The sequence below is a fragment of the Rhodococcus rhodnii NBRC 100604 genome (assembly GCF_001894925.1).
Lineage (GTDB): Bacteria > Actinomycetota > Actinomycetes > Mycobacteriales > Mycobacteriaceae > Rhodococcus_F > Rhodococcus_F rhodnii.
Window position 1 is genome coordinate 41,744 of the sequence record NZ_BCXD01000002.1, and the last position, 18,857, is coordinate 60,600.

The 18,857-nt window shown below is 71.3% G+C and carries 15 protein-coding genes, 1 pseudogene and 1 riboswitch; of the genes and pseudogenes, 6 read left to right on the forward strand and 10 right to left on the reverse strand.

Annotated elements, in window-relative coordinates; all coding sequences use genetic code 11:
• Window positions 1-106: 106 nt before the first annotated feature.
• From RR1_RS01975 to thiO, 3 genes are all read right to left on the reverse strand, one after another.
• A complete protein-coding gene (locus RR1_RS01975; RefSeq protein ID WP_010836728.1) occupies window positions 107-907 on the reverse strand; it encodes a thiazole synthase in 801 nt (266 codons plus the stop codon).
• A gap of 1 nt (window position 908) precedes the next feature.
• The gene (gene thiS, locus RR1_RS01980; protein ID WP_010836729.1) at window positions 909-1,133 is read right to left on the reverse strand and encodes a sulfur carrier protein ThiS; all 225 of its coding nucleotides are present in this window, start codon (window positions 1,131-1,133) and stop codon (window positions 909-911) included.
• A gap of 70 nt (window positions 1,134-1,203) precedes the next feature.
• The gene (gene thiO / locus RR1_RS01985; protein WP_040772217.1) at window positions 1,204-2,283 is read right to left on the reverse strand and encodes a glycine oxidase ThiO; all 1,080 of its coding nucleotides are present in this window, start codon (window positions 2,281-2,283) and stop codon (window positions 1,204-1,206) included.
• A riboswitch (TPP riboswitch) is annotated at window positions 2,281-2,392 on the reverse strand. Its footprint overlaps the gene before it by 3 nt.
• 26 nt (window positions 2,393-2,418) lie before the next feature.
• On the opposite strand from thiO, the gene thiE reads away from it, so the two are divergent.
• Window positions 2,419-3,111, forward strand: coding sequence for a thiamine phosphate synthase (thiE, locus tag RR1_RS01990; RefSeq protein ID WP_010836731.1), 693 nt, complete (start codon window positions 2,419-2,421; stop codon window positions 3,109-3,111).
• A gap of 30 nt (window positions 3,112-3,141) precedes the next feature.
• Here the strand turns inward: thiE and RR1_RS01995 are convergent, their stop codons facing one another.
• Window positions 3,142-3,807, reverse strand: a complete 666-nt coding sequence (locus RR1_RS01995) for an NUDIX hydrolase (protein WP_010836732.1) — start codon at window positions 3,805-3,807, stop codon at window positions 3,142-3,144.
• Between the two features lie 193 nt (window positions 3,808-4,000).
• Here RR1_RS01995 and RR1_RS02000 point away from each other — a divergent pair, with 193 nt between their 5' ends.
• From RR1_RS02000 to RR1_RS02020, 5 genes and pseudogenes are all read left to right on the forward strand, one after another.
• On the forward strand, window positions 4,001-5,353 hold the full coding sequence (locus tag RR1_RS02000) for a GlnX family signal transduction membrane protein (RefSeq protein WP_010836733.1): 1,353 nt from the start codon (window positions 4,001-4,003) through the stop codon (window positions 5,351-5,353).
• Entirely contained in the window at window positions 5,350-6,375 is a 1,026-nt protein-coding gene (locus RR1_RS22750; RefSeq protein ID WP_010836734.1) for a glutamate ABC transporter substrate-binding protein, read from the forward strand. The genes RR1_RS02000 and RR1_RS22750 overlap by 4 nt, the downstream gene beginning before the upstream one ends.
• Complete coding sequence (locus RR1_RS02010; RefSeq protein ID WP_010836735.1) at window positions 6,372-8,744, forward strand: serine/threonine-protein kinase; 2,373 nt, start codon at window positions 6,372-6,374, stop codon at window positions 8,742-8,744. The genes RR1_RS22750 and RR1_RS02010 overlap by 4 nt, the downstream gene beginning before the upstream one ends.
• Window positions 8,745-8,824: 80 nt before the next feature.
• Window positions 8,825-10,693 (forward strand): hypothetical protein, encoded by a 1,869-nt coding sequence (locus RR1_RS02015; RefSeq protein WP_010836737.1) that lies wholly within the window; start codon window positions 8,825-8,827, stop codon window positions 10,691-10,693.
• Window positions 10,690-11,790: pseudogene (locus RR1_RS02020) on the forward strand (acyltransferase family protein); the annotation flags it as partial. The gene RR1_RS02015 and the pseudogene RR1_RS02020, both read left to right, overlap by 4 nt.
• Window positions 11,791-11,820: 30 nt before the next feature.
• Here the strand turns inward: RR1_RS02020 and RR1_RS02025 are convergent.
• The 6 genes from RR1_RS02025 to fgd all read right to left on the reverse strand — a co-directional run bounded on the left by RR1_RS02025 (window position 11,821) and on the right by fgd (window position 18,749).
• Window positions 11,821-13,014: an acetate/propionate family kinase gene (locus RR1_RS02025; RefSeq protein ID WP_010836738.1), complete on the reverse strand. Its 1,194-nt coding sequence runs from the start codon at window positions 13,012-13,014 to the stop codon at window positions 11,821-11,823.
• Complete coding sequence (gene pta, locus RR1_RS02030; protein WP_010836739.1) at window positions 13,011-15,095, reverse strand: phosphate acetyltransferase; 2,085 nt, start codon at window positions 15,093-15,095, stop codon at window positions 13,011-13,013. Before pta ends, RR1_RS02025 begins: the two co-directional genes overlap by 4 nt.
• A 153-nt stretch (window positions 15,096-15,248) precedes the next feature.
• The gene (locus tag RR1_RS02035) at window positions 15,249-15,929 is read right to left on the reverse strand and encodes a CE1759 family FMN reductase (RefSeq protein ID WP_010836740.1); all 681 of its coding nucleotides are present in this window, start codon (window positions 15,927-15,929) and stop codon (window positions 15,249-15,251) included.
• Window positions 15,926-16,399 (reverse strand): MarR family winged helix-turn-helix transcriptional regulator, encoded by a 474-nt coding sequence (locus RR1_RS02040; protein ID WP_040772223.1) that lies wholly within the window; start codon window positions 16,397-16,399, stop codon window positions 15,926-15,928. Before RR1_RS02040 ends, RR1_RS02035 begins: the two co-directional genes overlap by 4 nt.
• A 14-nt stretch (window positions 16,400-16,413) precedes the next feature.
• Window positions 16,414-17,601: an LLM class flavin-dependent oxidoreductase gene (locus tag RR1_RS02045; RefSeq protein WP_010836742.1), complete on the reverse strand. Its 1,188-nt coding sequence runs from the start codon at window positions 17,599-17,601 to the stop codon at window positions 16,414-16,416.
• A gap of 143 nt (window positions 17,602-17,744) precedes the next feature.
• The gene (fgd, locus tag RR1_RS02050) at window positions 17,745-18,749 is read right to left on the reverse strand and encodes a glucose-6-phosphate dehydrogenase (coenzyme-F420) (protein WP_040772224.1); all 1,005 of its coding nucleotides are present in this window, start codon (window positions 18,747-18,749) and stop codon (window positions 17,745-17,747) included.
• Between the last annotated feature and the right edge of the window lie 108 nt (window positions 18,750-18,857).

Here is an 18,857-nt window from a genome sequence, read left to right on the forward strand (position 1 = left end):
GTTCTGGGGGCCGACGCAGCGCGAATCGTGCAGCGGCATCGGGGAGAACCCCGAGAACCTCGGTGGAAAACCCCGAGGACCCTGGGGGCGGACGTCTGCCCTGTGGTCAGGACGACGCTTGCGCCCAGAATCGCTTGGGGATGCGGCCCGCCTGCGCGGCCTGTCGTCCCGCCGTCACGGCGTGCCGCATCGCGGACGCCATCACGGGCGGGTTCTTGGCCCGCGTGACGGCGGTCGCGAGCAGCACGGCGTCGCAGCCGAGTTCCATCGCGAGCGCGGCGTCGCTCGCCGTGCCGATGCCGGCGTCGAGGATCACGGGGACACCCGCGCGCTCGACGATCATCTCGATGTTGTGCGGGTTCGCGATCCCGAGGCCGGTCCCGATGGGCGAGCCGAGCGGCATGACGGCGGCACACCCGATCTCCTCGAGCCGGTGCGCGAGCACCGGGTCGTCCGTCGTGTACGGCAGGACGACGAAGCCGTCGTCGACGAGGCGCTCCGCGGCGTCGACGAGTTCGATCGCGTCGGGCAGCAGGGTGCGCTCGTCGGCGATCACCTCGAGCTTGACCCAGTTCGTGCCGAGCGCTTCGCGCGCGAGTTGCGCGGTCAGGACTGCCTCGGCGGCGCCCCGGCACCCCGCCGTGTTCGGCAGCAGCGCGATGTCGAGTCGCCTGAGCAGATCGAGGACGCCGGTGCCGCGGGCCGCGTCGACACGCCGCATCGCGACGGTCGTCAGTTCTGTTCCGGACGCGACGAGCGCATCCTCGAGGACGGCGAGGTTCGCGGCGCCGCCCGTGCCCATGACGAGCCGCGAGTCGAACGAGCGGCCCGCGATCACGAGCGGATCGCCTTGTGCTGCTGCGGATGTGGTGGTGTCGGCCGTCTCGCGTGTCGGTGACGACGTCATGTCAGCCTCCCTGTACTGCGGTGAGAATCTCGATCTGCCAGCCGCGTTCGATCGGCCGGTCCCAGCGCGTGCGCGGATGCACCGCGCCGTCGACGGCGACGGCGATGCCCTTGGTCGGCAACGAGAGCCGTTCGAGCAGTTCGAGAATCGTGATCGCGGTGTCGAACTCGTGGTCCTCCCCGTTGACGGTGACGCCGACGGGGATCGTGGTGGGGCTGTCGGTCATGTCGTCCTCCGATTCGTCACGGGATGGCCGGTCGCGTACATCGTGTCCGGTGTCGTCCTGTCCATCGTCCTCACCGTGCCGGGACGGCGAACCGCGTGGGTGACGCGGGCGCCATCTCGGGCAGTTCGTCGCCCGCGAGCGCGGCGACGACGGCGTCGGCGGTGACCGGCGTCATGAGTATTCCGTTGCGGCCGTGTCCCGTCGCCACGACGACGCGATCGGACACCGCGCCGACGATGGGGATGTTGTCGGGCGAGCACGGCCGGAGCCCTGCCGCCGCCTCGTGGAACTCGTACTCGCCGATCGCGGGCATGAGCGCCTCGGCGTCGGCGACGAGGTCGCGGACGCCCGCGACGGTGACCTGCGTGTCCTCGCCCGCTTCGAGTTGCGTCGCACCGACGACGATCCCGTCGGCGCGCGGGACGAGATACGCGGGCCTTCCGTGCACGACGCCGCGCACCGTGCGCGTGGGTGCGGGTGTGACTCCGGGGCGCGCCCGCAGTCGCAGGATCTCGCCCTTGACGGGCCGCACCTGTAGGCCGGGCCACAGCCGCGCGCTCGCGTGTCCGGCCGCGAGCACGACGCGGTCGCTCTCGAGTGCGTCGAGGTCGGCGACCTGCTCGCCTCGGATCTCGACGCCCGCGTCGGCGGCGGCGCCGCGCAGGGCCGTCAGGAGTGCGCGATTGTCGACGGCGGATTCGCCGTCGGTGAGCAGCCCGAGCCGGATGCCGCGCGCGAGCATCGGTTCGTGCTCGCGCACCTCGCGGCGGGTGAGCACGCGCGCCGTCCGGCCGGCGCGCCCCAGGAACTCGGCGATGGTGTGAAGGTCCTCGGCGTCGGCGGCGTCGAGCGCCACGGTGAGCGAGTCGGTCGTCGTGAAGAGAGAGAGCCCGCTCGCGCGTTCGAGTTCGCCGCCGAATCCGGGCCACCGGTCGAGCGACGCCGCGCCGACCGCGAGCGCGGCCTCCTCGCCGGGCCAGCCCTCCGAGAGCGGTGCGAGCATTCCACCCGCGACGTGGCTGGCGCCCGACCCGACGGCGGGGTCGTGGAGTGTCACGTGCCAACCGGCCTGCGCGGCGCGCCACGCGCACGCGAGACCGATGACACCGCCGCCGACCACGCTCACCGTGGCTCCGCTGTTCGAGTGCATCACGATCACCTCACTTCCCACGCCGGCATGATCCGGTTCGGGTACGACGGTCGGGTTCGGCGCGAACCCCTCTCAGCCCCGCGATCCGGGGACTCCCGTGTCAGTAGTTCCACCACAGAGGCTACCTTTTACGCCGTGACACCCTCCCCTCCCCGTCGCAGCGACGATCGTCGTGCCCGGCTCGCCGATGCGCGCCTCTACCTGTGCACGGACGCGCGCCGCGACACCGGTGACCTCGAGCGTTTCGTCGACTCCGCGCTGGCCGGCGGCGTCGACATCGTGCAGCTGCGCGACAAGGGCTCGGAGGGCGAGAAGCGATTCGGTCCGCTCGAGGCGAAGGACGAACTGCTCGCGCTCAGCATCCTCACCGAGGCCGCGCGCCGTCACGGTGCGCTCGTCGCGGTGAACGATCGCGCCGATCTCGCGCTCGCGGCCGGTGCCGACGTGCTCCACCTGGGCCAGGACGATCTCCCCGTCCCCTACGCCCGCACCGTCGTGGGACCGGACGTCGTCATCGGGCGCTCGACCCACAATCGCGCGCAGGCGAGCCTCGCGGCGATCGAGGAGAGCGTCGACTACTTCTGCACCGGACCCGTGTGGACGACGCCGACCAAGCCCGGACGCTCCGCCGCGGGTATCGACCTCGTGCGGGCGACCGCGGAGGCCGGTCCCTCGCGCCCCTGGTTCGCGATCGGCGGTATCGACGAGGATCGTCTCGACGACGTGCTCGACGCCGGTGCGACCCGCGTCGTCGTCGTGCGGGCGATCACGCAGTCCCGCGATCCGCGCGCGGCGGCGGCGAGGATCGCCGAGAAGCTGCACGGCTGACCGAACCGCCGTGTCCGGCCAGGCCCGCCGTCAGTCCAGCGCGGAGGGCGGAAGCGTGACGGTTCGCGCCGAGCGTCCCGCGTCCCCACCGACGACCGCCGTGAGATCCCTGCCCGCGGCCTCGCCTTCCCCGCCCGTGAGTTCCTCGATCCCGGTGAGCCAGCCGAAACCGCCGCCCGGCAGCACGACGGTGCGCGCCCCCGCACGCGGCAGCGGCGGCGGGGCGAGCACGCGGACCGGCTCGGCGCGCAGCAACGGCCAGCTCGCCGCGAAGCCCGTGTGCAGCGGCAGCAGCTCGACCTCGGCCTCCGGGACCCAGCGCAGCTCCAGGCTTTCGCGGTTCGCGACCGTCTTCAGCAGTGCCTCGCTGTCCGCGACGACCGTCGTGTAACTCCACACGTCGCGGATGTCCGTCGTGACGCGTTCGGCGCGCACGCGGACGAGAGTCTCGTCGAGACCCGCCTCCTCGAACGCTTCGCGCAACGCCGCCGCGGTGGCGCTCTCGTGGGAGTCGCGGGCGCCGCCGGGGAGCCCCCACGTTCCGCCCTGATGGCTCCATTGCGCACGATGCTGCAGCAGGACGGCGGGCCCGGCATCGCCGAGCGGAGCCCGCACGAGCAGGCCTGCAGCACCGAAACGGCCCCAGTGCCGCACGCCGTCGGGGCCGTATGCCCAGCCGTCCCCGTCCCCGTGCATCGCCGTCTCCCTCGCCGTGGTTGCCTGCACCCTAGCGGCTCGCGCATCCCGCGCGCCCGCGCGGCGTCCGGGCACCGGGCATCGAACCGCCGGGCCGCCACGCGCCCGGGTGACCGCCCCCGCCGGGGCTCCGCTTATATGCTGCCCAGAGGGAGACCGAGCAGCGAGAGCGCGCGAGCGGAAGGGTCTGGACGTGGTTCTGCGGGAAGCGCCGTCGATCGAACCGCGGGGTCGGTCGCGCACGCCCGACGCGGACGGGGACACGAGCGGTGCACGCCGGGCCGAGGCACGAATCTTCGCGGGATCGACGCCCGCGCGGCTGACGGCGCTCGCGGTCGCACTCGCGCTCGTCGTCCTGGCCGCCGGCGCGATCACGATGCGGGAGGTCGGGGGCCGCCAGGACACGCTGCACTCGCTGCTCGCCGACGCCGAACCGCTCGCGTACTCGGCGCAGCGGCTCTACAGCGCACTGTCCGTCGCGGATGCCGCGGCCGCGACGGCCTTCCTCGCGCGTGGCCTCGAGCCCACCGACGTGCGGGCGAACTACTCCAACGCGATCGCGATCGCCTCGGGCGAGATCGTCTTCGCGTCGAGCGGTCTCGCGGAGGGCGACGCCACGAGCCGCGAACTGCTCGCGACGGTCTCGGAGGGCCTGTCCGTCTACACGGGTCTCGTCGAGACTGCGCGCGCCAACAATCGCAGCGGCAATCCCGTGGGCACGTCCTATCTCGGGTCGGCGTCGGCGCAGATGCAGACCCGGATCCTGCCGGCGGCGCAGGCACTGCACGAACGCCAGCAGGAGCGGATCGCGCAGATCCAGCGGTCGTACTCGAGCGCGCCGTGGCTCGCGATCTCGGTGCCCGCTGCCGCGCTTCTCCTGCTCGTCGCGGCGCAGGTGTTCCTCGCGGTGCGGACGCGCAGGCGGTTCACCCCGGCGCTCGTCGTCACGACGGTGGCGACGGCGGTGCTGCTGGTCTGGCTCATGGGCGCGGGGCTGCTGTCGGCGGTGGCCGCCGCCCGCGCGCACGCTCAGGGCGCCGGGCCGCTCAGCGAGCTGACGGCGGCACGCATCTCCGCGCAGCAGGCGCGCGCCGACGAGACGCTCGGGCTGGTGCGCCGCGACGGCGAGGACGCGTACGACGCCGACTTCGACCGGCTCACCGCCGACATCGGACGGCTGCTCGCCGAGTACGGCGAGGACGGCACCCGTACGGTCGCGATCGAGGAGGTCGACCGGGCGTCGGCGGCGTTCTCGGGGTGGCTCGACGCACATCACCGGATCCGAGAGCAACTGTCGACGGGCCAGTTCCAGCCCGCCGTCGACATCGCGACGGGTCCCGGTCCCGCCGATTCGTCGGCGACCTTCGATCAGCTCGATAGCGCGCTGGGCGACGCCATCGAAGCCGCGCGGCAGACGGGCCGCGACAGCATCGGATCGGCCTCGAACGCCCTGACGGCCCTCTCGGGTGGCGCCATCGTGCTCACGTCCGTGGGCGTGGCCGGCATCGTCGTCGGGATCTGGCCTCGGCTGCGGGAGTACCGGTGATCTCCGTGCGCGGCCGCTCGGCGGCCCCGATCCGCGGCCGTTCCGCGCGGCCTTCGCTCGCGGCCGCGACCCTCGCGGCGCTCGCCCTCGTGAGCGGGTGCGGCTACGTCGAGGGCTCACCGCCACCGTCGGGCCCGGTGCAGTCGCAGGCCGAACCGCCGCTGCCCCCGGGCGCGACCGTCCACCCGGGACCGCAGACGCCCTCACCCGAACGGTCCTGCGCGAACCTCACGGCGAGCCTGCCACCGCTGACCGACCCACCGCAGGTGCCGACCCCGACGGTCGGCGAGATCCGCGCCCGCGGGCGGCTGATCGTCGGGCTCGACACCGGCAGCAACCTCATGAGCTTCCGCGATCCCGCGAGCGGCACCGTGCAGGGCTTCGACGCCGACATCGCCCGCGAGGTGGCGCGCGATCTGTTCGGCGACCCCGAGCGCGTCGAGTTCCGGCTGCTCACATCCGCCGACCGGCTGCGCGCGCTCGAAGCGGGCGACGTCGACATCGTCGTCAAGACGATGTCGATCACGTGCGAACGACGCGAGCACGTGAGCTTCTCGACGGAGTACTTCGAGGCGAACCAGCGGATCGCCGTCATCGAGGGCTCGACGGTCGCCGGCCCGGCCGATCTCGCCGGACGCCGGGTGTGCGTGGTCGACGGAACGACCTCGCTCACGCGCATCGGCGCGATCGCCCCCACGGCGACGATCGTCTCGGTCCCGATGTGGTCGGACTGTCTCGTGCTGCTGCAACAGCAGCAGGTCGACGCCGTGAGCACCGACGACACGATCCTGGGCGGGATGATCACGCAGGACCCGTACCTCAAGATGGTCGGGCCCAGCCTCGGCGCCGAGCCGTACGGCGTCGGGATTCCGCCGGGCGACGACGACATGGTCCGGTTCGTCAACGCGACGCTCGAGCGGATCCGCGCCGACGGAACGTGGATGTCGATGTACAACCGCTGGCTCTGGATCCTCGGTCCCGCGTTCGGCCCGCCGACGCCCGTCTACGGAGACGTGCCGTGACGCGCGACCGCGAGACGCCGGACGAGAACCGCAGCGAGGAGGACGACGCCGCGGGCACGGGCTCGGCGGAACTCGCGTCGACGCAGGCCGGCGCCTACGTCCCGACCCAGGCCGCCGCCGGACCCCAGCTGTCCGTCCCCACCCAGGCTGCCGGGCTCGCCCCGACCCAGGCCGCGGAGACGCGCACGCCGTCGGGTCCGCGGGGCAGCGGCCGGTCGTCGCGGCCCCGCAGCAGGGGACGCCGCGAACTGCATCTCGCGGGCGGGCTCGTCGACGTGCCCGTCCCCACCCCGCCCGATCCCACCGACGCCGTGATGAAGGATCCGCGGGTCCCCGAGCACAAGCGCTGGTGCTGGCGGTGCGGCAAGCCCGTCGGGCGCGGCAGGCCGGGACCGCAGTCGGGCGTGTGCGCGTACTGCGGGACACCGTTCGACTTCCGGCCCGCGCTGCGTCCCGGCGACCTCGTCGGCGGGCAGTACGAGGTGATGGGCTGCCTCGCGTACGGCGGCCTGGGGTGGGTGTATCTCGGCATCGACCGCAACGTGAGCGACCGCTGGGTCGTCCTCAAGGGCCTGCTCCACTCGGGTGACGCCGAGGCGCAGGCCGTCGCGATGTCGGAACGCGAGTTCCTCGCGGAGGTGACACATCCGGGGATCGTCCAGATCTTCAACTTCGTCGAGCACCCGACCCAGGACGGCGCGCCGATCGGGTACATCGTCATGGAATACGTCGGCGGCACGTCGCTCCGCGACGTCCTCGGCCAGTGCACACCGCCCGCCCGGATTCCCGTGGAACAGGCGATCGGCTACGTCCTGGGCGTCGTGCCGGCGCTGTCCTATCTGCATTCGATGGGGCTCGTCTACAACGACCTCAAGCCCGAGAACATCATGGTCACCGACGAGTCGATCGTCCTGATCGATCTCGGGGCCGTGTCGCAGATCGGCAGCTACGGCTATCTCTACGGGACGCCCGGCTATCAGGCACCCGAGATCGTGCGGACCGGGTCGACCCCCGCGACCGACATCTACACCGTGGGCCGGACGCTCGCCGTCCTCGTCCTGAAGATGCCGATGAAGCACGGCAAGTACCTGCCGGGCCTGCCCGAGTCGGCGCCGCTGCTCGCCGAGCATCCGTCGCTGCGGCTGTTCCTCGAACGCGCGATCGACGAGAACCCCGCGAACCGGTTCGCGTCGATCGACGAGATGGCCGAACAGCTCACCGGCGTGCTGCGCGGGATCCTCGCGCAGCAGACGGGCGAGGAGCACCCCGGCCTGTCGACCGTGTTCAGCCGCTCGCGCACGACGTTCGGGACCGACGTCGTCGTCGCGCCCACGGACGTGTACGTCGACGGCATCCGCCGCGACACCCGGCTCGACGTCGCCGAGGTCACCCGCGCGCTTCCGGTTCCCCTCATCGACCCGACCGACCCCAACGCGCGGCTGCTCACCGCGACGATTCTCAGCGAGCCGCAGCAGACGCTCGACGCGATCGCGCAGGTCCGTGCGGAGGGGCTCGAACACGCCGCCGACGAGGCCGATCCGGCACGTGCGCACGACGCCCGCGAGGCGGAGCTGCTCTCGCGCGAACTCACCGTCGCCGAGGCGAAGGCACACATCGACCTCGGCGAGCCCGGCGCGGCGCTCGAACTGCTCGCGGGCCTCGAGGCCGAACTCGGCCGGCACTGGCGCACCGACTGGTTCACGGCGACGGCGTCGCTCGCCCAGGGCGATCTCCCGACCGCCGCGGAGCGTTTCGAGGCGGTGCGCCGCGCGATGCCGGGTGAACTCGCCCCGAAACTCGCGCTCGCGGCGACCGCCGAGCTGACGCTCCAGCACGGCAAGGGCGACGATCCCGACTCGCTGCGCGAACTCGCCGAACGCGCGTACGGCGCGGTGTGGCGCACCGACCAGACCGTCGTCAGCGCGGCGTTCGGCTATGCCCGGGCGCTGACGGCCCGGCCCGATGTTCCGGCGGCGGTGCGCGCCCTCGACCGCATCCCGACGACGTCCCGCTTCTACACGATCGGCCGGATGACGGCGATCGTCACACTGCTGTCGGGGCGGCGGATCGCGGACATCGGCGAGCCGTCGCTGCGGGAGGCGGCCCGACGTGTCACGGTGCTGCCGATGCAGGAACGCCGCCGGCTCCAGCTCGAGACGGTCGTCCTCGGCACCGCCCTCGACTGGATCCTCACGGGCAACCGCCCCGCCCATCCCGGGTCGATCCTGGGTGTCGCGTTCACCGAGAACGGGCTGCGCTCGGGTGTCGAGAACTGCCTGCGTTCGCTCGCGCGCCTGACCGACGACCGCGTGCACCGCTATCAGCTCGTGGACCTCGCCAATGGCGTTCGCCCGCGGAGCATGCTCTAGCGTGGTTCTCCGGGGCAGGCCCCGGAGGCAGGCCCGAGGTGCCCGGAAGCGGGGCACCGGAGACCGGCGAGAGGACGAGAATGGCGCAGCGGACCACCGGCGGCGCACACCCCGACGCCGCACCGGCCGCGCGCACCCCCGACGATGCTCCCCCGCGGCTCGCCCGGCGCATCGCGCTCGCGGCGGCCGCGATCGTCCTTGCCGCGACGGCGCTGCGGGTCTGGGTCGCGGCGGCGGGCGGCTTCTACTGGGACGATCTGATCCTCACCGGGCGGTCGGCGACCGTCCCCACTTTCTCGGCCGATTTCCTGCTCTACGACCACGACGGCCACTTCATGCCCGCGGCGTTCCTGCTGGCCGATCTGGCGACGACGCTCGCACCGCTGCAGTGGTGGCTGCCGGCGGTGATGCTCGTCGTGGGGCAACTCGCGGCGTCGGCGGCCGTGGTGCGCCTGCTGTGGGTCGTGATGGGCCCGCGTCCGCTGCTCCTCGCGCCGCTCGTGTTCTACGTGCTGTGCCCCATCACGCTGCCGTCGTTCGCGTGGTGGGCGAACGCGCTCAACTCGCTGCCGCTGCAGTTCGCGCTCGCGTGGGTCGCGGCCGACGCGATGAAGCTCGCGCGCACCGGCGACCGCCGCTACGCGATCTCGGATGTCGTCGTCACGATCGTCGCGCTCGCGTTCTTCGAGAAGTCGGTGCTCGTCCCGTTCGTGGCGTTCGCGACGGTCGCGCTCGCCTATCACGTCGACGGCGTCGCACGCGCGTTCCGGACGGCCCTGCGGCGCTGCGCGGCGCTGTGGATCCCGACCGCCGTCGTTCTCGCGGTGTGGGCGCTGGTGTACCTCACCGTGACGGACTCGCGCGTCGAGAGCGATCACCTGGGCAACGCGCCGGGGTTCGTGCACCATGCGACGTCGCTGGGGCTCGTGCCGACCTTCCTCGGCGGGCCGTGGCTGTGGGACCGGTGGCCGCCGAGCCCGCCGTGGGCGACGCCGCCGACGGCGCTCGTGATCGGCGGCTGGGTCGTGCTCGCCGCGGCGGTGATCGGGTCGATCGTCCACAAGCGCCGCGTCGCGCCGGTGTGGATCGCGGCCGCCGCCTACGTCGCCGCGTCCGAGCTCGCGATGGTGCTCACCCGTGGCTCGGACCTCGCGGCCTACGAGCTGGCGCAGACGCTGCGCTATCTCGCCGATTCCGCCGTCGTGCTCGTCGTTCTCGCCGCGCTGATCGCGCGGGCACCACGCCGTTCCGAACGCCCGCGCGAGCCCCGATCGGGCGGTCTCGTCGCACTCACGACGGTCGCGGTCGTCGCGTTCGCCGTCTCGAGCGTGCTGTCGACGATCACCTTCGTCGGCCGCTGGGAGAACAACCCCACCAACCCGTATCTCGCGAACGCGCGGGTCTCGCTCGCCGAGCATCGCGACGTCCCGCTGCTCGACCATCCCGTGTCGCTGTGGGTGCTCGTCCCCGTCGCGACGCCGTACAACTCGGCGAGCCACGTCTTCGGGCCGCTCCCCGACCGGCCCGAGTTCGCCGACTCCACGCCGCAACTGCGCCAGCTCGACGACGACGGAATGCTCGTCGAGGCCGTCGTCTCCGACACCCGCACCATTCCGCAGGGCCCGGTTCCCGAGTGCGGGTTCCGCGTCGAACGCACCCCCGACGGCGTCGCCGGCGACACGACGATCCCGCTCGACGGGCCGCTGCTCGACTGGGAGTGGACGGCGCAGCTGAACTACTTCGCCTCGACCGCGGGCGACGTCGACGTGCGGCTCGACACCGGCGACACCGTCACGGTGCCCGTCGAGGCGGGGCTGAACCAGGTGTTCGTGCGGCTGATCGGCGGCGGCGACGCGCTGCACGTGGAGCCGACGACGCCGGGTCTCGCGCTGTGCGTCGGCTCGGGTCCGGTCGGCACCGTCGCACCCACGACCGAACGGGTGCGATGACGGCGACCGAACCCGCACCACAGGCAGCACCCTCACACCGCGTCGCATCGTGGACGGGTGTCCGCGCGTTCGCCGCGCTGCTCGTCGTCGCGACCCACGTTGCGTTCTGGACGGGGAACTACGGCGACGACGCGAGCGGGCTGCTGTTCGCGCGGCTCGAGGTCGGCGTGACGATCTTCTTCGTGCTGTCGGGATTCCTGCTCACCCGCCCGTGGGTCACCGCGATCTCGCGCGGCACCGACTCGCCCTCGACGGCACGCTATTTCGCGCACCGCCTACGCCGTGTACTGCCCGCGTACTGGATCACCGTCGTCGCCGCGTACGGCATCTACACCCTGCGCGACGTCGAGCCCGCGGGGCGCAGCGTCGAGGGCTTCGTGCGGACGACGACGTTCACGCAGCTGTACGAGTTCGGGCACTTCCATCAGGGCCTGACCCAGATGTGGAGTCTCGCGGTCGAGGTCGTGTTCTACCTCGTGCTGCCCGCCGTCGTGTGGCTCGTGTTCTCGCTCGTGTGCCGGCAGCGGTGGCGGCCCGGCCTCGCGACAGCGGCGCTGTCGGTGCTCACGCTGGTCAGTCCGCTGTGGGTGGTGTTCACGCACGACGCGAGCACCTTCGGGGGTCCGCTCGATCCGACGGCGCGCATGTGGTTCCCCGCCTTCGCGGCATGGTTCCTCGCCGGTGTCGCTCTCGCCGTCGCGGCAGAGCACGTGCGCCGCGAACCCGGTGTGCGGGCCCCGAATCCGTACCTGCTGCTCGGCGGCGGGCTCGTCGCGTTCGTCCTCGCGTGCACGCCCGCCGCGGGCGAGGCGACCATCGTGCCGTCCGACGCGGGCGCCGCGATCACGAAGACCTTCCTCTACGGCGCGAGCGCGACCGCACTGATCGCGGCGCTCGTCGTGGGCGAGCGCCCGTCGATCGTGGCCCGCGTCCTCGGTTCACGGCCCGCCGTATGGCTCGGCGCCATCTCGTACGAGATCTTCCTCGTGCACCTCGTCGTGCTCGAGCTCGCGATGAGCGTCCTCGGGTATCACGTCTTCGGCGGGAACCCGCTGGTGCTGTTCACGGTCACCGTCGCCGCGTCGATCCCGATCGCGTGGCTGCTGCACCGCGTGACGCGGCCGCTCCTACCGGGAGCCGCGGACGAGCGTCGCCGCCGCGCGCGCGATGGCGAGTTCCTCGTCGGTGGGGATCACGAGGAGCGCGGTCGCGCTGCCGTCGGCACCGATGTGCCGCTCGCCGCTCCCCGAGGCGTTCCGGTCCGGGTCGACGACGATGCCGAACGGCTCGAGTCCCTGCAGGATCGCGGCGCGCAGCGCGGGGACGTTCTCCCCGACGCCCGCCGTGAACGTGATCGCGTCGACTCCCCCGAGTAGCACGAGATACGCCCCGAGGTACTTGCGCGCGCGGTGCACGTAGACGTCCCACGCGAGCTGCGCGTCGGCGTCGCCCTGCTCGATCAGCTCGGTGAGCGCACGGAAATCGTTGACGCCCGCGAGTCCCTTGAGACCCGAGCGGCGATTGAGCAGATCGTCGAGCTCGTCGACCTTCATTCCGGCCTGCCGGTGGAGCTGGAAGAGCACGCCCGCGTCGATGTCGCCGCTGCGCGTGCCCATGACGAGGCCGTCGAGCGGCGTCATCCCCATCGTCGTGTCCTGCGCTCTCCCACCGGAGATCGCGGAGGCCGACGCACCGTTGCCGAGGTGGAACACGATCTGCCGCAGTTCACCGAGCGGACGGCCGAGGACGTCGGCGACGCGCTCGCTCACGTACTGGTGCGACGTCCCGTGGAATCCGTAACGGCGGACCCGATTCTCGCGGGCGACGTCACGGTCGATCGCGAATGTCGCTGCGGCGGCGGGCAGATCGTGGAAGAAGGCGGTGTCGAAGACCGCGACCTCCGGGACGCCGGGAAGTGTCGAGCGCAGGATCTCGATACCGACGGCGTTGGCCGGGTTGTGCAGCGGCGCGAGGGCGGAGAGCCGGTGGATCTCGGAGACGACGTGATCGTCGATGAGCACCGGCTCGCCGAAGACGGCCCCGCCGTGCACCACGCGGTGACCGATCGCCGTGAGCGTGTCCGGGTCGAGCACACCCGAGTCGGTGAGCTCGGCGAGCGCGAGTGCGAAACCCGCGCTGTGATCGGCGATCCGCTCGGTGCGTTCGCGCGTCTCACCGCCGGCAGTGCACGACAGCCGTCCCTCGTCCTCGCCGATGCGCTCGACGAGCCCCTTCGCGAGCACGTCTCCCGGCTCGGGGTCGACGAGCTGGAACTTGATCGACGACGAGCCCGAATTGATGACGAGGACAGTGCCGTTCACGCGTCCGTCTCCTTCTTCTGCGCCTGGATCGCGGTGATCGCGACGGTGTTGACGATGTCCTGGACGAGCGCGCCGCGCGAGAGGTCGTTGACGGGCTTGTTCAGGCCCTGCAGCACGGGCCCGACCGCGACGGCGCCGGCGCTGCGCTGCACCGCCTTGTAGGTGTTGTTGCCCGTGTTGAGGTCCGGGAAGATGAAGACCGTCGCCTTGCCCGCGACCGCCGAGCCCGGCATCTTCTTGTCGGCGACGCTCTGCTCGATCGCGGCGTCGTACTGGATCGGTCCCTCGACGAGCAGATCCGGGCGCCGGTCACGGACGAGCGCGGTCCCCTCGCGCACCTTGTCGACGTCGGCGCCGGTACCCGAGTCGCCGGTCGAGTACGAGAGCATCGCGATCCGCGGATCGATGCCGAAGCGCGCTGCGGTCTGCGACGACGAGATCGCGATGTCCGCGAGCTGCTCCGCGGTGGGATCGGGCACGATCGCGCAATCGCCGTACGCGAGAACACGATCCGCGAGGCACATGAGGAAGATGCTCGACACCGTCGACACGTCGGGCGCGGTGCGGATGATCTCGAGCGACGGCCGGATCGTGTGGGCCGTCGTGTGCGCGGCACCCGAGACCATGCCGTCCGCGAGGCCCGTGTGCACCATCATCGTCCCGAAGTACGAGATGTCGGTCATCACCTCACGGGCCCGCTCGATCGTCATGCCCCGGTGCTCACGCAGCCGCGTGTACTCCTGCGCGAACTCCTCGGCGTGGTCGCTCGACGCGGGATCGAGGACGGTCGCGGCGGCGATGTCGACGCCGAGCTCGGCGGCACGCGCCCGTACGGCGGTCTCGTCGCCGAGCAGCGTCAGATCGGCGACGCCGCGGCCGAGGACGCGGGCGGCCGCACGCAGGATGCGGTCGTCGTCACCCTCGGGCAGCACGATGTGGCGGCGCTGCCCGCGCGCGCGATCGATCAGCTGGTACTCGAACATCTGCGGCGTGACGACGGACGGTGTCGCGACCTTCATCCGGTCGAGGAGCGTCTGGGCGTCGACGCGCTGCTCCATGAGCGAGAGCGCGGTGTCGATCTTCTGCTGCGATCCGACGGCGACCTTGCCACGCGTCTGGGCCGCGGCGCGGGCAGTCTCGTACGTGCCGAGCTCGGTCGCGAGAATCGGCAGCCGCGGGTTGAGCGCTTCGATCAGGCGCGCCATCTGCGGGTGCGGCTCGATCCCGCCGTTCATGACGATGCCGGCGAGCGACGGGAACCCCGCGGCGTCGTGCGCGTTGACGAGGGTGAGCAGGACGTCCGAGCGGTCGCCCGGCGCGACGACGACGATGCCGTCGGTGAGCCGTTCGAGGATGTGCTCGGCCGTCATGCCGCCGACCATCACCGACAGCGCTTCACGGCCGAGGAGGTCGGGGTCGCCGCTGTAGAGCTCGGCGTTCGTCGCGTGCTGCAGTTCGAGCATCGTCGGGGCGACGAGCAGCGGCACCTCGGGCAGGCTCCACGCGGGGACGTTCGTCGTCTCCAGTGCGCGGGTGATGTCGTCGAGCCGGTCGGGATCGCAGCGATTGGCGACGACGGCGAGCAGGTGCGCGTGCTGCGATTCGAGCTCGGTCTGGCACAGCTGAGCGAGCTGAGCGATCTCGTCGGGGCTGCGTTCGACGCCGCTGACCGCGAGCAGCACAGAGGCGCCGAGGTTCACGGCGATGCGGGCGTTGTAGCCGAGCTCGCTGGGGCTGGCGACGTCGGTGTAGTCGCTGCCGACGATCACGACGGCGTCGCACTGCGCCGCAACCTCGTGATAGCGCGCGACGATCGTGCCGAGCGCGTTCTCCGGATCCTCGTGCACGTCCTCGTAGGTGACGCCCAGCGCCTGGTCGTACGAGATGTCGGCCGACGTCTGCTCGAGCAGCAGTTCGAGGATGTAGTCCTTCTCGTGCGTCGTGCGCGCGATCGGCCGGAACACCCCGACGCGGGCGGCCGACGCGCACAGCATCTGGAGGACGCCGAGCGCGATCGTGGACTTGCCGGTGTCCCCCTCCGGCGACGCGATGTACACACTCGACGGTTCCGCAGCACCCATGTGTGCAGCCTATCCCCGGTCCGTTCGCCGCCGCGGCCGCCATGCGTGACCTACCGCACCCCTCCGCCTTGTCGGCGCACTGTCACATCGTGCGCACGCAAGCAACGCACACGATGTGACAGTGCGCCACTGAGGCGTGGGGTTACACGGGGGTCAGGTGGCCCCGCCACCCGCAGCGAGCCTCATCATGTCGGTGTCGAGGTCGATTCCGTCGCCGTCGGGGGCGGCGGCGTTGCTGCCGAAGGTGTGCTGATAGCTGCCCCACGACCGCTCGCGGATGCTCTCGTGGACGCCGGCCGTCACGAGCGCGGCGAGCTCACCCGCGACCCGCTCGATGCGCGCCGAGAGTTCGGGCGCACCCCAGTCCTCCGGCGCCGCGAACACCGAGGTCGGGACGGCGAGCGCACGCATGTACGCCATGAGCGGCCGCATCTGGTCGTCGGGGACGAGCGCGTGCCGCGCGGTTCCCGCGGTCGCGGCGAGGGCGACGGGCTTCGCGATGAGCAGGTCGTTGTCGAGGACGTCGACGAACGACTTGAACAGCCCGCTGACCCCGGCCTTGTAGACGGGCGTCGTGAGCACGACGCCGTCGGCGCGCGCGAGCAGGTCGATCGCGTCCTGCAGCTTCTCGCCGGGGATCCCGGAGACGATCGCGGACGCGATCTCGCTCGCGAGCGCCCGCAGTTCGACGACGTGGACACGCGCCTGCGTCTCTCCCGACGTCACGAACTCGGCGGTCTTGCGGGCGATCCGGTCGCCGAGCATCCGGCTGGACGACGGATCGGACGTGCCGGCGTTGACGACGACGAGGTCGACGGTGCGGCTCTCGGTCACGGCTGGTCACTCCTGTTCTCGTGAGTGGGGGCGAGCTCCTCGCACAGCGTGAGCAGCTCGGTCATCTGCTGGTCGGTGAGCCGATCGGTCATCGCGGCGCTCACGCTCAGTGCGTGCCGGGCGCCGACGCGGCGGCGGCGCGCCAGCCCGTCGTCGGTCGCGCGGATCGTGACGGCTCTGCGGTCGCCCGGGTCGGGGACGCGCTCGACGAGGCCCTTGCTCGCCATGCGGTCGACGAGCCGCGAGAGTGCGGGCTGGCTCAGCAGGACGGCGCGGTTGAGGTCGGTGAGCCGCATCCCCGTCCCTGCCTTCGCGAGCGTGTAGAGGACGTCGTACTCGCGCATCGACAGTTCGTCCCAGATCGGGTCGGCCGCGAAGCGGCGCATGAGCGTGATCTGCGCGTGCAGCAACGCTTCCCACGCCTCGTTCGCGAGTGCGGCGCGGTGACGGCGGGATCGTCCCGCCGCCACCGCGTCACGATCCGTCACAGCGAGGGGTACGCGACGGGCGAATCCAGATCGCTGTCCTGGTAGGGCGACGAGCCGGTGACGTTGTCGCCGCGGTTCGCGTTCGGCTTCGGCTGCCGCGGCGCCTCGTCGCCGTACTTCGCCTTCACGAGCGACGCGTGGGTCGGGGCGTCGGGCGTTCCGGTTGCCTGCCGCGCGGCGTTCTCCTTGCGCAGCACCGGGATCACCTCGTCGCCGAGCAGGTCGAGCTGATGCAGGACGTCCTTCTGCGGCAGACCCGAGTGGTCCATGAGGAACAGCTGACGCTGGTAGTCGCCGAAGGTCTCACGGAAGGTGAGGGTCTTGTCGATGATCTCCTGCGGGCTGCCGACGGACAGCGGCGTCATCTTCAGGTAGTCCTCGAGCGAGGGGCCGCCGCCGTACACGGGCGAGTTGTCGAAGTAGGGCCGGAACTCGCGGATCGCGTCCTGGCTGTTCTTCGCGATGTACGCCTGCCCGCCGAGCCCGACGATCGCCTCCTGCTTGGTGCCGTGACCGTGGTGCTCGTAACGCTGCCGGTAGAACTCGATGAGCCGCTTGAAGTGCTCCTTGGGCCAGAAGATGTTGTTCGCGAAGAAGCCGTTGCCGTAGTACGCGGCCTGCTCGGCGATCTCCGGGCTGCGGATCGATCCGTGCCACACGAACGGCGGCACGTCGTCGAGCGGGCGCGGCGTCGACGTGAAGCCCTGCAGGGGTGTGCGGAAGTTGCCCTCCCAGTCGACGACGTCCTCGCGCCAGAGCCGGTGCAGCAGGTTGTAGTTCTCGAGCGCCAGCTGCAGGCCCTGCCGGATGTCCTGGCCGAACCACGGATACACCGGTGCGGTGTTGCCGCGGCCGAGCATGAGGTCCATGCGGCCGTCGGCGAGGTGCTGGAGCATCGCGTACTCCTCGGCGATGCGCACCGGGTCGTTCGTGGTGATCAGCGTCGTCGACGTCGTGACGATCAGCTTCTTCGTGCGTGCCGCGATGTTCGCGAGCAGCGTGGTGGGCGCGGACGACACGAAGGGCGGGTTGTGGTGCTCGCCGATCGCGAACACGTCCATCCCGACTTCTTCGGTCTTCTCGGCGATCGTCGCGATCGCCTTGATGCGTTCCGCCTCGCTCGGCGTCTCACCCGACACGGGATCGCGCGTGACGTCGCTGACCGAGAAGATTCCGTACTGCATGGGCTGCGCCTCCAGACGAATGGCTCGTCGCCCGACTGCGTCGAGCGCTCACCCCGTCACAACTCGCATGCGTTTGCATGTATTCCGAGGGGAGGCGGCACGCGCTCGTGCGCGACGTTCCCGCCCCTACCCCGGAAACTCGCTCACGAGCGAAGCCGCGGCGCCAGGTCGCGCTCGAACAGCTCCAGGAAGCGCTTCTGGTCGTGGCCGGGAGCGTGGAAGACCAGATGGTTCAGCCCCGCGTCGAGGTACGGCTGGATCTGCGCGACGGCATCGTCGGGATCCGACGCGACGATCCACCGCTTCGCGACCTGCTCGATGGGCAGCTCGTCGGCGGCCTTCTCCATCTCGATCGGGTCGTCGATGGAGTGCTTCTGCTCGGGCGTGAGCGAGAGCGGCGCCCAGAACCGCGTGTTCTCGAGGGCGAGTTCGGGGTCGGTGTCGTAGCTGATCTTGATCTCGATCATCTTGTCGACGTCGCCGGGATCGCGCTCGGCCTTGCCCGCACCCTCGGCGACCGCGGGCAGCAACTTGTCGTTGTAGAGCTCCATGCCCTTGCCCGACGTGCAGATGAAGCCGTCGCCGGCCCTGCCCGCGTACCGCGCGACGACGGGCCCGCCGGCGGCGATGTAGACGGGGACGCCACCGTCGGGCACGTCGTAGATCGACGCTCCCTTGGTGTGGTAGTAGTCGCCCTCGAAGTCGACGCGGTCGCCGAGCCACAGCTCGCGCATGAGCCGCACCGACTCGCGCAGCCGCGCGAAGCGCTCCTTGAAGTCGGGCCACTCGCCCTCGAAGCCCGTCGCGATCTCGTTGAGCGCCTCCCCCGTCCCGACGCCGAGGAACACCCGGTTCGGGTACAGGCACGCCATCGTCGCGAACGCCTGCGCGATCACTGCGGGGTTGTAGCGGAACGTCGGCGTCAGGACCGACGTACCGAGCGTGATCCGCTCCGTCCGCTCCCCGACGGCGGTCATCCACGCGAGCGAGAACGGCGCGTGCCCGCCCTCGTGACGCCAGGGCTGGAAGTGATCGGACACCGTCGCGGTGTCCATACCGTGCGCTTCGGCGAGAACGCCGAGCTCGACCAGCTCACGCGGTCCGAACTGCTCAGCAGATGCCTTGTATCCCAGCTTCACTGATCCCAGCTTCACGGTTCCCGGCTCGACAGCCACACTCCACCTCTTCGTCTCGACGACCTCTGCGCCCCGACACTAGTCGTCTCCGCGTCGCTGTCCAGGGCGTCGTCCCATCAC

Bases quoted from the DNA above. Each gene is read 5' to 3' on its own strand.
- RR1_RS01975 (WP_010836728.1), bottom strand. From the start codon at position 907: ATGACGTCGTCACCGACACGCGAGACGGCCGACACCACCACATCCGCA.
- thiS (WP_010836729.1), bottom strand. From the start codon at position 1,133: ATGACCGACAGCCCCACCACGATCCCCGTCGGCGTCACCGTCAACGGG.
- thiO (WP_040772217.1), bottom strand. From the start codon at position 2,283: ATGCACTCGAACAGCGGAGCCACGGTGAGCGTGGTCGGCGGCGGTGTC.
- RR1_RS01995 (WP_010836732.1), bottom strand. From the start codon at position 3,807: ATGCACGGGGACGGGGACGGCTGGGCATACGGCCCCGACGGCGTGCGG.
- RR1_RS02015 (WP_010836737.1), top strand. From the start codon at position 8,825: ATGGCGCAGCGGACCACCGGCGGCGCACACCCCGACGCCGCACCGGCC.
- pta (WP_010836739.1), bottom strand. From the start codon at position 15,095: ATGGGTGCTGCGGAACCGTCGAGTGTGTACATCGCGTCGCCGGAGGGG.
- RR1_RS02045 (WP_010836742.1), bottom strand. From the start codon at position 17,601: ATGCAGTACGGAATCTTCTCGGTCAGCGACGTCACGCGCGATCCCGTG.